We start from the raw sequence: 15,941 nt of genomic DNA, 5'->3' as shown, positions 1-15,941 counted from the left end.
TCACCGGAGTCGCTCGCGTCATGCACTGGAGGTTCGATGCGCATCACTGTCACCGTCGACGGAACGCCCTATACCGACGACGTGGAACCCCGCCTTCTGCTCGTGCACTATCTCAGAGACCGGCTGGGAAAAGTCGGGACGGTGGTCGGCTGCGACACGAGCAACTGCGGCGCGTGCACCGTCCTGCTCGACGGGCAGAGCGTCAAGTCGTGCTCGGTGCTCGCGGTACAGGCGGACGGGCAGGAGGTCACGACCGTCGAAGGACTGTCCGTCGACGGTTCCCTGCATCCCGTCCAGGAGGCATTCCGGGAGAAACATGCTCTGCAATGCGGGTTCTGCACGCCGGGAATGATCATGGCGACGATCGACCTGCTCGCGGACAACCCCGATCCCGACGACGAACAGGTGCGGCACAGCCTCGAGGGAAACCTCTGCCGCTGCACCGGATATCAGAACATCGTCGCCGCTGCACAGGACGCCGCGCAGCGCCTGCGCGAGGCACCGGCGGCAACGCAGGGAGGCACACGATGACGAGCACCGCCGAACCACGTACCGAATCCGAACTCGGCAGGGCACGCCGCCGCAAGGAAGACGAGCACCTCGTCACGGGCCGCACCCATTGGACCGACAACATCGTGCTCCCCGGCATGCTGCACGCGGCGATATTGCGTAGCCCGTTCGCACACGCACGCATCACCCACCTCGATGTGGACGAAGCGAAGAAGCAACCGGGTGTCGTCGCCGTCTACACCGGCGCGGATCTCGCGGAGGAACAGGGCAGCCTGCCGTGTGCCTGGCAGATCACCGAGGACATGCTGACGCCGCCCGCACCCGCGCTCGCCGTCGGCACCGTGAGGTTCGCGGGGGAGGCCGTGGCGGTCGTGGTCGCCCGCACCTACTACGAAGCGCACGACGCACTCGACGCGATCGATGTGGATTACGACGACCTGCCGGTCGTGCTCGACCTCGCGGCCGCCGCCGACGACACCGTTGTGCTCCACCCCGACCTCGGCACCAACCGCAGCGCGACGTGGGTGTTCGATTCTGCGGAAGCCGGGAGCGGGAGCAACGTCGACGACACCCTCCGGGATGCGGAGGTCGTCGTGGAGCGGACCTTCCGCCAGCAGCGGCTCATCCCGGCGTTCATGGAACCGCGCTCGGTGGTCGTCGACCCCACTGCCTCGCAGACCACGATGTGGTCGTCCACGCAGGTCCCGCACATCCTGAAACTGATGCTCGCGATGACACTCGGTATCCCCGAGCACACCCTGCGGGTGATCGCCCCGGACGTGGGTGGCGGATTCGGCGGCAAACTCCAGGTGACACCGGAAGAGGTGCTCACCCTGCTGATTGCGCGCCGGTTGCGCAAGCCCCTCAAGTACACCGAGACGCGCAGCGAATCGATGATGGCCGGGCATCACGGCCGCGACCAGATCCAGAAACTCACCATCGCGGCGAGACGCGACGGCACGGTCACGGGGCTGAAGGTGGACCTGCTGGCGGACATGGGCGCGTACCTGCGACTCGTCACGCCCGGCGTCCCGATCCTCGGGGCGTTCATGTTCAACGGCATCTACAAGTTCGACGCCTACCGATTCACCTGCACCAACGTGTTCACCAACAAGGTGCCCACCGATGCCTACCGCGGTGCGGGCCGCCCCGAGGCCACCTTCGCGATCGAACGCATCATGGACGAACTCGCCGTCGAACTGTCGATGGACCCGATCGAACTCCGGAAGAAGAACTGGATCGCGCACGAGGAGTTCCCGTTCGACACCGTCGCGGGCCTGACCTACGACTCCGGCAACTACGAGGCGGCCACCGCGAAAGCGCTCGAACTGCTGGACTACGACGGTCTGCGACGCGAACAGGCCGAGCGCCGGGAGCGCAAGGACCCGGTGCAACTGGGCATCGGGGTATCGACGTTCACCGAGATGTGCGGACTCGCCCCGTCGCGCGTCCTCGGTTCGCTGTCGTACGGGGCCGGAGGATGGGAGCACGCGGCGATCCGCATGCTGCCCACCGGCAAGGTCGAGGTGGTCACCGGCGCGTCCGCGCACGGCCAGGGACACGAGACGGCGTGGAGCCAGATCGTCGCCGATCGACTCGGAATCCCGTTCGAGGACATCGAGGTCCTGCACGGCGACACCCAGACGTCCCCACGGGGTCTCGACACCTACGGTTCACGGTCCCTCGCCGTCGGCGGAATCGCAGTGGTGAAGGCGGCCGAGAAGGTGGTGGCCAAGGCGCGGCCGATCGCCGCACACCTGATGGAGTGCGCGGAGGACGATCTCGACTTCACCGACGGACAGTTCCGGGTCAAGGGAACCGAGAAGTCGGTGGGGCTCACGGACATTGCGCTCGCCGTGTTCGCCGCGCACGACCTGCCCGACGGGATCGAACCGAACCTCGATTCGGAGGCGACCTACGACCCCGACAACTTCTCGTTCCCGCACGGCACCCACCTGTGCGCGATCGAGGTCGACACCGAGACGGGTCACGCCCGCATCCGGAAATACGTCTGCGTCGACGACATCGGGCACGTCGTCAATCCCCTCATCGTGGAGGGCCAGGTGCACGGAGGTCTGGCGCAGGGCATCGCCCAGGCACTGTACGAGGAAGCGGTGCACGACGAGTCGGGCACGTTGCTCAGCGGCTCGTTCGCCGAGTACCTGCTTCCCACGGCCGTGGATCTGCCGTCGTTCACCACCGACCGCACCGACACACCGGCTCCGGGGAACCCGTTGGGCGTCAAGGGAGTCGGCGAGGCCGGCACCATCGCGTCGACGCCGGCCGTGGTGAACGCGGTGCTCGACGCCGTACGGCAGTTCGGGGTCCGCGACATCACGATGCCGTGCACTCCGATGCGGGTGTGGCATGCCATTCGTTCTGCCCGCAGCGACGGGACGAGTACACAGGGAGGCACGCAATGATTCCGGCCGCGTTCGAATATTTCCGGCCCACCAGCCTCGAGGAGGCGGTCACGGCACTGCGCGATGCAGGCGAGGACTCGAAGATCATCGCAGGCGGCCAAAGCCTGATGCCGGTCCTGCGGTTGCGTCTGGCGGCACCGTCGGCGCTCGTCGACCTCGGCCGCGTCGCCGAACTGCGCGGCATCCGTGAGGAGGGCGACGAGATCGTGATCGGCGCGACCACCACGCACCACGAAGTTCTGCACGACCCGCTCGTCGCGCGGCACGCACGATTGCTCGCGGAGGCCACGGCCACCGTCGCGGACCCCCAGATCCGGCATCGGGGAACGCTCGGCGGGTCGTTGGCGCACGCCGATCCCGCCGGTGACCTCGCCGCTCCGGCCGTGGCTCTCGACGCGACGCTCCGGGTGGTCGGCCCCGCGGGCATTCGCACCCTGACGGCGGAAGAGTTCTTCCAGGACTACTTCACGACTGCGCTGGACGCCGGGGAAATCCTCGCGGAGATCCGCATTCCGAACCACACCGAGTGGGCCGCCCGGTACGAAAAGTTCCATCGCGCAGCACAACAATGGTCGATCGTCGGCGTCGCCGCGACCGTGTCGGTCGCGGGCGGCACCATCGAACGCGCCAAGGTGGCTCTGACCAACATGGCGGCGGTGCCGATCCGGGCGCGTGGTGTCGAAGAATCGCTCGTCGGGCAGCCCGCCACGGCGGACACGATCAGGGCGGCTGCGGAGCGCGCGACAGACGGCACCGACCCCATGACCGACGGAAACGCCGACGCCGAGTACCGCAGCCATCTGGCGCAGGTGCTCACTCGCCGGGCGGTGACGACAGCAACGGGAATCTGACGTTTCCGACACCTTCACTATCCGAGAGGACGCAATGCAACTCGATCACACCCTGTCAGTTCCAGCACCCGTCGAAGAGGTGTGGACCGCCTTGCTGAACCCCGAGAAGGTCGCACCGTGCATGCCCGGGGCGAAGCTCACCGGGACCGAGGGGGACACGTTCACGGGAACGGTGAAGGTCAAGCTCGGGCCGGTGGCGCTCACCTTCAAGGGCACCGGACGATACGTCGAAAAGGACGAGCAGGCCCGCAAGGCGGTCATCGAGGCGAACGCGAAGGACACGCGCGGCAACGGCACGGTCAGCGCGACCATCACGATCGTTCTCACCGGCGACGGTGACCGTACGGACGGCACGGTCCACACCGATATGACGGTCACGGGCAAGCCTGCTCAGTTCGGCCGGGGGATGATCTCCGATGTCGGCGGGAAGATCCTCGAACAGTTCGCGTCCTGTCTGTCGAAGAAACTGGGACCGGAGGCCGCGGACTCGACGCCGAGCGAATCGACTCCCAACGAATCGGTACCGTCCAGCGCGCCGGCGGTGGCTCCGACACCTCCCGACACGACACCGGCCGGTGCGGGGTTCGTCGCACCCGTGGCGGGTGACGCCGCGCAGACCGCCACACCGGCACCCGCGGCCACACCCGGTGCCGTCGCTCCGGCGCCGCCCGCGGATGCCGCCACCGGAACGGCGAATTCGAGCGCGGCGCACGCGACCGCCGATCCGCAACCCGAGGCCGAGGCTCTCGATCTCATGGAGTTCGCGCGCGGCTCGGTGATCCAGCGGCTCGTGCCGGTGGGGGTGGTGGCCGCCGTGGCGCTCGTGGTCGGGGTGGTCCTGAACCGGACGTCCCGCCGTCGGCGCCGAAGTCGTTCAGCGTGCAGTGGGTGCCGCAAGAAGTGACCAGATCCGGTCCCGGGACAGCGGTAGTTCGTGTGGCCGCACTCCGATCGCGCGCCGGACCGCGTTGGCGAGCGCGGGGGCAACGGGATTGAACGGCGCCTCGCTCATGGACTTGGCGCCCATCGGCCCCATGGTGTCGTAGGTGTCCGCGAAGTACACCTCGGTGCGGGGCACATCTGCGTACTGCGGAATGTGGTAGTTCCGCAGCGTCGCGGTGACGACGGTGCCGCTGGCATCGGTGACGAGTTCTTCGTACATCGCGACGCCGATGGCTTGGGCGACACCACCTTCCACCTGGCCCCGGCACTGCTCGGGGTTGACGACGACACCCGCGTCGGCTGCCTGGACGGACTGCAGGATGCGCACTTCACCGGTGCCGATGTCGACCGCGACGCGAAACCCCTGCACGTTGAACGACAACGAGCGGGGGAGCCCGCCGTGGCTGCCTTCGGCGCGCAGGGTCCCGCCCGCCGCCTCCAGGAGGTCCGCATACGGCACCTCTGTGCCGCCCACCTGGGCTCCGCCGGCCGTGAACTCCACGTCGTCGGGTGATTCGCCGGTCAGTTCCGCCGCCCATTTCGCCATATCGCCGCGCAGCGCGTGGGCCGCGGCGTGCAGGGCCTTCGCCGCGACGACCGTTCCCGACGATCCGTACGCGCCCGTATCGTGCGTCGTGACGTCGGTATCCGACTGTTCGACGCGGATCCGGTCCGGCTCGGTCCCGAGCACCGACGCGGCAATCTGTGTGTGCACGGTCGTCGTACCGTTCCCGAATTCCGCGGTACCGACCCGGGCGACGAACGTACCGTCCGGCAGGAGTTCGATCGACGTGTCGGCGATGTGCCCGCCTGGCGGGTTCGACGCGATCATCGCCAACGCCATTCCCTCGCCGACTCGCCACCGTGGACCCTCCGGCGCGGGTGGCCCGTCCGCACGCGACATCGCACTGCGCACGAGGTCGAGGCACTGGTCGAGGCCGTAGCTTCCGAACCCGAGGTCGGCGCCCTCGGGATGGGCGGCGACCAGTTCGTCGCCGGGAACCACCACGTTGCGGCGCCGCAACTCGTACGGGTCGAGGTCCAGTTCCAGGGCGAGTTCGTCCATTGCGGACTCGACCGCGAACACCACCTGTCCGAGACCGTATCCGCGGAACGCGCCCGACGGCCGGTTGTTCGTGTACACCGACCGGCCGTCGACACGCTTGTTCGGGCAGCGGTACACCTCGACCGATTCGCCGCACCCGTGGAACATCACGCTCGCCGAATGGTTGCCGTACGCGCCGCCGTCGTTGAGGACGTCGATGGCGAGGGCCGTGAGGATCCCGTCGGCGTCCGCGGCCACGGTGACGTCGACCCGCATGGGATGACGACACGGCGCGACCGTCAACTGGTCCGCCCGGGTGAACTCCCACCGCGCCGGGCGTCCGGTGCGCAGGACGGCCGCCGCGACGACGTCCTCGACGAGCATTTCCTGTTTTCCGCCGAATCCCCCACCCACGCGGGCGGTGAACACCCGGACGCGGTGACGCTCGAGCCCGAAGATCCGGCACAGTTCGTCCCGGACGAGGAACGGAACCTGGGTGGAACTGCGGATCACCAGCCGTCCGTCGTCGTCGAGCCATCCGACGGCGCCGTGTGTTTCGAGATGGGTGTGCTGGACGCGCTGCGTCTGCCAGCGCCCGCGCACCACGGCCGCAGCCGCGGCGATGCCGGCTTCGACGTCACCACACCCGCCGTGCACCTCTCCGATGAGGTTGCGGGAGGCATCGGCGATCCGCGCTTCCGGCCCCTTGTCACCGTGCAGCAGCGGGGCACCGGGTGCCGCGGCCTCGTCCGGGTCGAGCACGAAGGGCAGGACCTCGTATTCCACGCGGAGAAGCCGGCAGGCCTCCTGCGCTTGGGCTTCCGTCTCGGCGACGACCGCCGCAACCCGTTGCCCGACGTATCGAAGCGTCCGGTCGAAGAGGTAGGTGTCGTCCGGATCTTCTTCCCGGTTCTCGTGTCTCGCTGTCGAATATGCGAACTCGGGGGCGTCGCGCCAGCACAGGACCGCGTGCACGCCCGGCAGTTGTTCCGCTGCGACGGTGTCGATGGACACGATCCGGGCGTGCGGGTGCGGGCTGCCGAGGGTCGCGATATGCAGCACGCCGTCGACGACGGTGTCGAACGTGTACGGCTCCGTACCGGTGACGACCCGCGGGCCCGCAGGTGCGGGATGGGATGCACCGAAAGCTTTTCCGCATGTCTTCCCGACGTTGCCGACGCCGCGCAGCGCATCGTCGACGGAACGATATCCGGTGCAGCGGCACAAGTTTCCTTTGAGCCGGCGCGGAAGGTCGTCGAGGTCGGACTCGGTGAACGTCGAGGCCGTGACGATCATGCCGGCGGTGCAGAATCCGCATTGGAACCCGGCGGCGTCGACGAACCGCTGTTGCAGGGGATGCATGTCGTCGGGCGTGCCCAGACCGGTCACCGTGGTGACCGCGCGCCCCTCGGCCCGGACGGCGGGATAGACGCACGAATGCACCGCCTCACCGTCGACGAGCACCGAGCACGCGCCACAGTCACCCGTGTCGCAGCCCTTCTTGACCTCGAAGTGTTCGTGGTCTCGCAGCATCGTGCGCAGGCACTGCCCGGGGCGGGGAGCGGCGTCGACCTCGTCACCGTTGACCGTCAGTCTCATGACAACTCCTCCCGGACTTCCTGTGCCAGAACGGCTGTGACCGCCCTGCGCCACTGGGGGGTCCCGTGGACATCGGCGTGGTAGGCGTCCGCGGCGACGGTAGAGGTCAGTGCTGCCTCGAGGTCCGCCGCAGCGGGCAGATCGGGGAACCTCAGCACGTGGGGACGGGTGGTGGCAGCGGTCACCGACAGGGCGAACGCACCGTCGGCGTCGCGCCGACCGATGACCACGGCACCGGACCGGCCCAGCGGAGACAAGGCGATCTTCCGGAATGCGGTGCGTGAGGACAGCTTCGGTGCCTCGATACGGATACTGCGCAGGATGTCTCCGTCGTGCAGGAGGTTGCCGCCGACGCCGGTGACGAACTCCGCCACCGGCAGTCGTCGCTCACCGCCCCCTCGGGACCAGATCACCGCGTCGGCGTCGAGCGCGACCGCGAGGGAAATCATGGCACCGGCGGGCAGCGACAGGCAGATGTTGCCGCCGACGGTGGCACGCTTCCAGATCTTCCACGAGGCGAGCAGGGCGTCGGCGCACTGCCCGAACAATGGTGCGGCTTGCCACGTCGTGGTCTCGGAGAGTCTCGAGAGTTCCTCGACCGTGCAGGTCGCGGCCACTTCGAGGCCGGCGTCGTCGATCACCGTCGCGGGCCAGCCCAGCCCCGACAGGTCGACGAGGCGACGCGCGTGTGGTTGCGGTTCCGAGAACAGCCAGGTGCCGCCTCCGACGAACGCCGTGCCCGGTCCCCAGGTGAGATCCTCACGTGTCCGCGCCACGGTGTAGTCCGTCACGGTGTGCAGATCCATGGCGTTACCCCGCTTTGGAGACGAGGCGGGTGTGCGCGTCCGCCACGCCGCGAGCGACGACGTCGGTGTCGACGGTGAGCACCCGATCGTTGCGTACCACCTCGCGTCCGTTGACGAGAAGCAGATCCAGGGGAGGCTGCGACCCCAGTACGAGCGCCGCGACCGGGTCCGCGATCCCGGAATGAGCGAGTGTGTCGAGCCGCCACAGAGCGAGATCGGCGAGCTTGCCCACCTCGAGAGAGCCGATCTCGTTCTCACGACCCAGGACGCGCGCACCGCCGATGGTCGCGAGCGCGAGACTCTGCCGAACGGTCATTGCCCGCGGTCCGCTCCGGGCGCGTGCGAACAGCGCGGCGTGGTGGGCCTCTTCGAGCATGCAGCACGATTCGTTGCTCGCCGCGCCGTCGACCCCGAGTCCGAGCGGAACTCCTGCCGCGTAGAGGTCGGCGGCGCGCGCGATACCCGCACCGAGACGCGCGTTGGATGTCGGACAGTGCGCCGCACCCGTGCCCGAGGCCGCGAGCACCCCGATGTCGCGGTCGTCGAGATGTACTGCGTGCGCGTACCACACATCCGGCCCAGTCCAGCCGAGAGATTCCATGTACTCGACGGGGTTGCACCCGAACCTCTCGAGGCAGAAGTCCTGCTCGTCGAGGGTTTCCGCAAGGTGCGTGTGCAAGCGGACGCCGAGATCGCGGGCGAGCACCGCGGACTGTTTCAGCAGTTCCCCGGTCACGGAGAACGGGGAGCACGGGGCCAGCGCGACGCGGAGCATCGAATCGAACGACGGATCGTGCCACCGCTGGACGGCGTCCTGACTGCCGGCGAGGATCGCGTCGAGGTCCTCGACGATGTGATCCGGCGGGAGTCCCCCCGCGCTCGCGCCCAGGTCCATCGAACCGCGGCAGGGGTGGAACCGGATACCGACCTCTGCCGCCGCGGCGATCTCGGCCCCGAAGACGTCACCCCCGTCGCGGGGGACGACGTAGTGATGATCGGTGCTGGTGGTGCATCCGGTCTTCAGCAGGTGCGCGAGGGCACCCTTCGCCGCGACATGCACCATATCGGCGTCGATGCCGCCCCAGATGGGATACAGCGTGGTCAGCCACTCGAACAGCGTGTGATCGACGGCCAGACCGCGGGTGATCCACTGGTAGAGGTGGTGGTGGGTATTGACGAGCCCGGGAGTCAGAATGCATCCGGCGCCGTCCACGATCTGCGCGTCGTCGTACCCGAGCGGTTCGCCGTCGCCGACCGCGACGATCCTGTTTCCGTCGACCACGACGTGACCGCTGCGGTATTCGGCGCGACCGGCATCCATCGTGACCACGTGCGCACCACGGATCACGATCGGTCGGGTGGTAGGGCGAGTGTGCACGGTTGCTCCTCACGTCGGCGGGCACCTACCAGTGAACTCCTGCTCGAGACGCAACACCCCGGGCACCGTGTACGAAACCGCAACGAAATGCCCGCTTCGTATTGTGCGATCGTCCAAAGGCCCGCGCACGGAGGTGGTGCAGTGCTTCTTCACGATGTACTCGACGATGCCGAACTCGGAATCCGGGTTCTCCACGGCGACCCCGCGATGCTCGAACGGCCGGTACTGCGAACCTGTACCACCGATATGCCCGACCCCACCCGGTACGTCAGCGCGGGGTCGCTGGTGTTCTCGGGGCTGGTGTGGCGGGCGTCTGCCGAAGACTCGGATCTGTTCGTCAAACACCTCGCGCGCGTGGGCGTGACTGCGCTCGCCGCGGGGGAGGCCCTGCTCGGTGAGGTGCCCGAGGACGTGGTCGCCGCGTGCGCCCGGCATCGGCTGCCGTTGCTCTCGGTCCCCGCGGACGTGCCGTTCAGCCGGATCATCGAGCGGATGACCGCACGCATGTCCGGCGCGCGCATGGACCGTCTGCAGAACGGACTCGCGCGGCAGCGGCGGTTGCTCGAAGCGGTCGCCGACGGTCGCAGCATCGGCGACCTGCTCGACCGCACCGCCCAGGAATTCGGGGCGCAGGCGTGGCTGCTCACCGCCACCGGAGTGCCTCTCGCCGGCGCGGCACCCCTCGACGACGACATCGTGGACCGGCTCGTCGCGGCGGCCTTGTCCGCCGAGCGGCTTCCCCACGCGACCGCCGACTACACGGTGCTCTCCGTGGGCGGTGGCCTTCGCGACCGCACATCCTGCTGGCTGCTGGTGGTACGGCACACGGGCGACGCGCGCGCGGACTGCCTCGAGGCGTTCCGGGAACTCGCCACGGTGGCGGCACTCGACCGGGTTCGCCGAGACGAACGCCGGCGCACCGCCTGGGACGCCGGAGACAGTTCCGGGCTGGTGTCCACTGCGGCAGCAACATTCGATTCGGGACGTCCACTTGTCGCGGTGGTCGCGCGCCGGGTGTCCCACGACGACCGGGCCGCTGCGGCCACCGCCGAACGGCTACGGGCGCTTCGCGACACGCTCTGCGACGCACTGCCGGGGTGCGTGAGCGCGCTGGACGGGGACCGGGTCGTCCTGACCGTCGCCGGCGACGCCGACGAGGTTCACGCAGTGCTTCGTCGGCGGCTCGCCCGAGTCGTCCCGGCGCTCGAGCGCACGCGATTGCGGGTGGGCACGAGCGCCACGTGCACGCTCGGGTCGCTGGCGGGTGCCGTCGCCACCGCCACCGCGCTCGCCACGGGCGACGGTGACATTCGCGAACCGGTGTCCGTGCGCACGGCAGCAATGGACTCGGCGGCGGAGTTGTTCTCCGCGGTACCGGACAGGTTGCGTCACGATTTCGCTCAACGGATCCTCGGGCCGGTGCTCGATCACGACCTGTCCACCGATAGCGGGCTTCTCTCCACCCTCGAGGTGTTCCTCGCGTGCAGTGGCTCGTGGCGACGCACCGCAGAACGAATCCACGTGCACCTCAACACGGTCCGGTACCGAATCGGCAAGGTGGAGAAGCTCACCGGGCGCGATCTGTCCCAGATCGATGACAGGCTCGACGTTTACCTGGCGCTCCGGATGCTGCAGGTGCAGGAGGCTTAGGCGAGGCGCGGCAGATCCCCGCTCAGGCGGTCGGGGGCAGCGGGCGGTAGATCTGCGGCGTCCGCAACCGGCCACCGAAGGGGATCGGCGCCGAGCTGCAGGAGTTGCTGCACCTGCTCGTAGCACCACGGCGACACGTCGCGGGTCCCGTCCACCACCGCGTCCGCGAAGGCGGTCCACTCCACCCAGTCGACGCCGCACACCTCGGCCGGGTCGGGAGCCGGCTGCGATCCCCGGTACAGGGCCCGGTAGACGGGGCAGATTTCGTTCTCGACGATCCCGTTGTCCATCACCGCCCGGTATCGGAAGGACGGGAGCACAACGCCGACGTCGTCGAGTTCGATACCGAGTTCTTGGCCCAGCCGCCTGCGGACGGCCAGTTCGAGCGGCTCCTGCGGCGCCGGGTGACCGCAACCACTGTTCGTCCATACCCCGGGCCACGTCCGCTTCTCCAGGGCGCGCCGGGTGATGAGCAGACGGCCGTTCTCATCGAAGACGTACGCGGAGAAAGCGAGATGCAACGGCGTCGTCGCGGTGTGGACGGTTGCCTTCGGTTCGGTGCCGACGGCGCGCCCCGCCTCGTCGAGCAGCACTACTTGCTCCATGGTGTTCCTGTTCTGTCCGTTCCTCGTCGTGAGTGGGTCCGCTCTCCGCTCGACAGCTGACCCACGCTCTTCGCTGTCTTCGCGCGCGTACGGAAGGTGGTCCATCCGGCCTCCGCCAATCGTGGCGCGGCGACGGCGAGGCGCCTCCGCCGGGAGACGCGTGCCCGCTGATGAAGTACACGATATCCGCCGTCCTCGACCTCCCGGAGAATGTCGCGGTACAGCACGAACGCTGTGCGCATCCCCGGGCGTACCGATCGATCGAGCATGTCGATCCCCGGGTCTGCCTCGCGGTACACCGACCGGGTGTGCGCGATCAGGTGCGCGAGTGCCCGCTCGAGCCTGGCATCGTTCCGGCCGGTCGTCCGGCAGTATCGGAGAAGATCCTCGTCGACACCGAAAGCCTTCAACTCGTCGGTCGGCAGGTAGATCCGGTCGCGGTCGAGGTCTTCGCCCATATCCCGGATGAAGTTCGTGAGCTGGAAGGCTTCGCCGAGTGCGGCGGCCGGCCGCGCAGCCTTGTCCCGATCCGTCTCCGTACCCAGGATCGGAAGCATCTGCAGACCGATGACGGCCGCGGATCCGTACATGTATTCCGACAACTCGTCCATCGTGCGGTAGCGCGGGCGGAACATCACGGTCCCCGGTATGTCCATGCGCATCGAATGCAGGAAGGCATAGAAGTAGCTGTGCGGAATGTCGTACCGCGCGGCGGTATCCACCAGCGCTCCGAGCACGAGATCGGGCCGGCTCCGCCCCAGAGGTGCGCCACCGAAAGCGGCCCGGATCCGATCCTCGAAGGCATCGACCTTCGCGGCGGCCGCCCGATCGGAGTCGACCTCGACATCGACGACGTCGTCGACCATCCGCGCAAACCCGTAGAGAGCATGTACGCCCGCACGCTTGGATGCCGGAAGGAGCCTTGTCGCAAGGAAATAGGTCTTCCCGTGGCGCTCGTTCAGTTCGCGGCACACCCGGTACGCCTCGTGCAGTCCGGGATCGATTCCGGCGAGTTCACCCATGCTCGACTACCTCCTCGGAGCGCACCGACTGTGTGACGGCGGTCCGACGCGGCCGCTCGCTCGTCGCCGATCCGACGATCCGCTCGGCGGCAAGGCGCCCCGACACGAGCACGGTGGGTACTCCGACGCCGGGGGTGGTACCCGAGCCCGCCAGCACCACATTGTCCACGCCGCCGACCATGTTCTTGCGCCGGAAAGGTCCGGTCTGGCGGAAAACATGGGCGGAGGAGAACGGACTGCCTTCGAGCATGCCTTTGTCGCGCCACGTCTGCGGGGTATCGAGGTGGTCGACCACCATCGCAGCGGTCAGGCCGCAGTAACCCCGCTGCTCGAGGACGATCTGGATCTCTCGCAGGTAGGGCACGGCGCGGCGGTTCCAGTCGATGGGCGCGGACGCGAGGTTCGGGCACGGCGCCAAGATCGACACCGGTTCGCTGAGGACACCGTTACGCACCATCCGCAAGGCGGGGTCGGTGACCGCCGGGCGGGTGATCAGCAACGACGGGTCCTCCATCAACTGTCCACGGCCAGGACCGGCGGTGATACGTGCGAAGGTCTCCGCCCACTGCTCGCCGAAATCGATGGTGTGGTGCGCGCTCGACGGCCACGACTGCGTGACCTCGGTGGGAACGGTGCCGTGGAAGACGACTGCGGACGGCGACACGACGGAATAACCCCGCTTCCTGCCGCTGCTCGTCACACCGGCCCGATCGAGCAAGCGGTCGACGATCGGGAGGTCCGGGGTGAGGACGAGTGCGTCGCACTCGACACGGCGACCGTCGGACGTCAGGACGGCCGTCACGCGATCGTTGCGGATCTCCAGTTCCGACACTTCGGCCGAGGTGTGGAGCGCTCCGCCGTGACGGGTGAGCGCATCGGCCATGGACTCTGCGACAGCCGACATTCCGCCCGCGGGGAAGTAGACCCCGAGCGAGGTGTCCATATGGGCGATAGCGCCGTACACACCGAGCGCTTTCGACGGGGCGACCCCGGCGTAGAGCGACTGGAAGGTGAAGATCCGGCGTAGCCGATCGTCCCGGACGAACGAGGCGATCCGGGAGCCCAGGCGGCCGAAACCGCCGATCAATGCCAGCCTGGCGGTGTCGCGCAGCGCTGCGCGCGAGCCGACGAGGTCGAGAGGCGAATCGAAGTTCGACGCGATGTACCGGTCGAACTCCGTATCGAAGATGCTGGCGAGCCAGCCTCGCAATCGGCGATACCCGTCGACTTCACCTGGACCGCAGACTTTTTCGACTTCGGCGGACATCTCCGTGGGATCGGCGTACACGTCGAGAGCACTGCCGTCGGCGTAACGAGCGTGGTAGCTGGGAGACAGTGCGCTCAGTTCGACTGTGGGAGTCGTGGAATCGAACGACTCGCCGACCGCGGCGAGCGCATCGGAGATCAGGTCCGGCATCGTGAGCACGCTGGCGCCGTTGTCGATGGTGTAGAGGGGGTTGCCGGAGTCGTCGTACACCGGATAGGTCCCGACCCGGCCACCCACAGTGTCGTCGCGCTCGAGCACGGTGACGCGTTTACCCGCGCCCGTAAGGTACAGCGCCGCAGCGAGACCGGAGAGTCCTGCCCCCACCACGACCACGGAATCGACGGGCCCGGGGATCGTCTTCATGATCGGCCACCCGTCGGCACGACGGTATCGACTCGGCTGGGTATCGCGCTGGTCATTCCTCGGCTCTTCTCTCCCGGAGCGGGCATAGTCGTTGCGATCATGTCTTCACCGTGGCCTTTCCGGCTCGTCGAATGCGCATGGCCACCACGGGGACACCCACGACCCCCATGACACAGAACCCGTAGAGCGCGGAATAGCGCAGTTCGTCGCCCTCGAGCAGGAACGCGTGCGCGAATGCCGATCCGAGCCAGGTCCAGAGGAACAGCACCAGCGGTGCCGCATCCGAGATTCGCCGGCCACTCGTCCTGGGCGACTCGGCGCGTCCTCCCACCCTGTCGACGACGATCGCCATGATCAGAGCGGTAGCGAACCAGCCGAGGTAGTTGGTGTACGGGATGAACGGAATGCCGGGTAACCCGGCGTTGCCCGAGGTCCAGGTCCACTGACCGTCGGTCACCATCTGGGTGTCGAGGTACAGATCCCACCCCACCATCCCCACGGCAACCATGAGGACCCGCCCGAACGCTCGCCTGTCCGGCGGCACCGGGGAATGCCGGAGGACGTAGGACGCGGCACACCAGATCGGATAGAAGCCGGCGGTCCACGCCAAGGGGACCACCGCCGGAACGCCCACGATCTCGGGCCCGAGCCGTCCGGTCGCATAGAAGTAGCTTCCGAAAGGGAACCCGGTCGCAGTGCCGACGATCTCGGACACGAGACCGAGTCCCGCGGTCGAGGCGACCAGCACCACGGCCCACACGGGACCCCGTGTGACGGCGGCATGCACCACCGACGCGGCGGCGAGCAGGAGCACCACCGCCACGGTGACGGCATCCCTCGACGTGCCGGAGACGAGGGGATAGACGATCTGGGCGAGCAGCGCGCCCGCGACGATCCCCCACACGACGCGGTTCATCGACGCACGCCGGTCGACTCGTCCTCACGCACGTCCGTGCGGTTCACCCCGACGGCGATCCTCGTACCGCGGGGCCGATGCGGCGGGACCACACTCATTGCTGCCGCCGCTCGTCCGGGGCGTTCGTGTCCTTACCCGAGTCCTCGACGGAGTCGGCCGACACGGCGGGATCCACCCGTTGGGCGTCCATGAACATTTGCAGAAACCCGATACCCGAGGTGTACGGGCCGTGATGCCGGGGGGAACCGGAGGCAGAAGGGGACATGAGAGGCCTCATCTCACGCCGGCACGACGGTGAGCGACCACGTGTCGAACTCGACCAGCGGGGTGAACTGCCGGAAAACCGGCTTCTACCAGTGCGCGCATGTGGGCCACCTCGTCTCGCTGCCACCGTGCCGACGCGTTTCGGAACGGAGACGGTCCGGTACCGTCTGGCAGCGATTCGGAGCCGGGGTACGAACGGATGGGTACGCGTCCGAAAAAGTCTCCCGGCCACCCGGTGACAACGAAAAGTGGCGGTGCGTGCCGCGACTACCGGCACCCACCGCCACTCCGTGACGCCCT

Annotated in this window: 13 protein-coding genes; 5 read left to right on the top strand and 8 right to left on the bottom strand. The window is 68.1% G+C overall.

What is annotated here, in order from left to right; all coding sequences use genetic code 11:
• Positions 1–36 precede the first annotated feature (36 nt).
• The 4 genes from ACLQ3J_RS12360 to ACLQ3J_RS12345 are packed head-to-tail and all read left to right on the top strand — an operon-like array spanning position 37 to position 4,688.
• The gene (locus tag ACLQ3J_RS12360) at positions 37–531 is read left to right on the top strand and encodes a (2Fe-2S)-binding protein (RefSeq protein ID WP_169621017.1); all 495 of its coding nucleotides are present in this window, start codon (positions 37–39) and stop codon (positions 529–531) included.
• The gene (locus ACLQ3J_RS12355) at positions 528–2,933 is read left to right on the top strand and encodes a xanthine dehydrogenase family protein molybdopterin-binding subunit (RefSeq protein ID WP_422425340.1); all 2,406 of its coding nucleotides are present in this window, start codon (positions 528–530) and stop codon (positions 2,931–2,933) included. The genes ACLQ3J_RS12360 and ACLQ3J_RS12355 overlap by 4 nt, the downstream gene beginning before the upstream one ends.
• On the top strand, positions 2,930–3,784 hold the full coding sequence (locus ACLQ3J_RS12350) for an FAD binding domain-containing protein (RefSeq protein ID WP_378527127.1): 855 nt from the start codon (positions 2,930–2,932) through the stop codon (positions 3,782–3,784). Before ACLQ3J_RS12355 ends, ACLQ3J_RS12350 begins: the two co-directional genes overlap by 4 nt.
• 34 nt (positions 3,785–3,818) lie before the next feature.
• A complete protein-coding gene (locus tag ACLQ3J_RS12345; RefSeq protein WP_425903386.1) occupies positions 3,819–4,688 on the top strand; it encodes an SRPBCC family protein in 870 nt (289 codons plus the stop codon).
• On the opposite strand, the gene ACLQ3J_RS12340 is transcribed toward ACLQ3J_RS12345, so the two are convergent.
• From ACLQ3J_RS12340 to ACLQ3J_RS12330, 3 genes are read right to left on the bottom strand one after another with little or no spacing between them, the layout of a single operon-like run.
• Positions 4,659–7,370 (bottom strand): molybdopterin-dependent oxidoreductase, encoded by a 2,712-nt coding sequence (locus ACLQ3J_RS12340; RefSeq protein ID WP_425903385.1) that lies wholly within the window; start codon positions 7,368–7,370, stop codon positions 4,659–4,661. The two genes, ACLQ3J_RS12345 and ACLQ3J_RS12340, sit on opposite strands and share 30 nt — an antisense overlap.
• Positions 7,367–8,176 carry an FAD binding domain-containing protein gene (locus tag ACLQ3J_RS12335; protein WP_296550342.1) on the bottom strand — a complete coding sequence of 270 codons (810 nt, stop codon included), beginning with the start codon at positions 8,174–8,176 and terminating at the stop codon, positions 7,367–7,369. Before ACLQ3J_RS12335 ends, ACLQ3J_RS12340 begins: the two co-directional genes overlap by 4 nt.
• Before the next feature lie 4 nt (positions 8,177–8,180).
• The gene (locus ACLQ3J_RS12330) at positions 8,181–9,497 is read right to left on the bottom strand and encodes an 8-oxoguanine deaminase (RefSeq protein WP_206036952.1); all 1,317 of its coding nucleotides are present in this window, start codon (positions 9,495–9,497) and stop codon (positions 8,181–8,183) included.
• Positions 9,498–9,695: 198 nt separating this feature from the next.
• On the opposite strand from ACLQ3J_RS12330, the gene ACLQ3J_RS12325 reads away from it, so the two are divergent.
• Complete coding sequence (locus ACLQ3J_RS12325) at positions 9,696–11,204, top strand: PucR family transcriptional regulator (RefSeq protein WP_425903384.1); 1,509 nt, start codon at positions 9,696–9,698, stop codon at positions 11,202–11,204.
• On the opposite strand, the gene idi is transcribed toward ACLQ3J_RS12325, so the two are convergent.
• The 5 genes from idi to ACLQ3J_RS12300 form a co-directional block, all read right to left on the bottom strand.
• Complete coding sequence (gene idi / locus ACLQ3J_RS12320; RefSeq protein WP_425903382.1) at positions 11,201–11,809, bottom strand: isopentenyl-diphosphate Delta-isomerase; 609 nt, start codon at positions 11,807–11,809, stop codon at positions 11,201–11,203. The genes ACLQ3J_RS12325 and idi overlap by 4 nt on opposite strands.
• Positions 11,797–12,831: a phytoene/squalene synthase family protein gene (locus ACLQ3J_RS12315; RefSeq protein WP_378527132.1), complete on the bottom strand. Its 1,035-nt coding sequence runs from the start codon at positions 12,829–12,831 to the stop codon at positions 11,797–11,799. Before ACLQ3J_RS12315 ends, idi begins: the two co-directional genes overlap by 13 nt.
• Positions 12,824–14,461 (bottom strand): phytoene desaturase family protein, encoded by a 1,638-nt coding sequence (gene crtI / locus ACLQ3J_RS12310; protein ID WP_296550339.1) that lies wholly within the window; start codon positions 14,459–14,461, stop codon positions 12,824–12,826. Before crtI ends, ACLQ3J_RS12315 begins: the two co-directional genes overlap by 8 nt.
• 97 nt (positions 14,462–14,558) lie before the next feature.
• Positions 14,559–15,377: a carotenoid biosynthesis protein gene (locus ACLQ3J_RS12305; protein ID WP_296550338.1), complete on the bottom strand. Its 819-nt coding sequence runs from the start codon at positions 15,375–15,377 to the stop codon at positions 14,559–14,561.
• Positions 15,378–15,471: 94 nt separating this feature from the next.
• Positions 15,472–15,642 (bottom strand): hypothetical protein, encoded by a 171-nt coding sequence (locus ACLQ3J_RS12300; RefSeq protein ID WP_169621005.1) that lies wholly within the window; start codon positions 15,640–15,642, stop codon positions 15,472–15,474.
• Positions 15,643–15,941: the final 299 nt, after the last annotated feature.

The sequence above is a fragment of the Rhodococcus sp. DT1 genome (assembly GCF_049844875.1).
Lineage (GTDB): Bacteria > Actinomycetota > Actinomycetes > Mycobacteriales > Mycobacteriaceae > Rhodococcus.
This window is presented reverse-complemented; position numbering and strand designations above follow the sequence as displayed.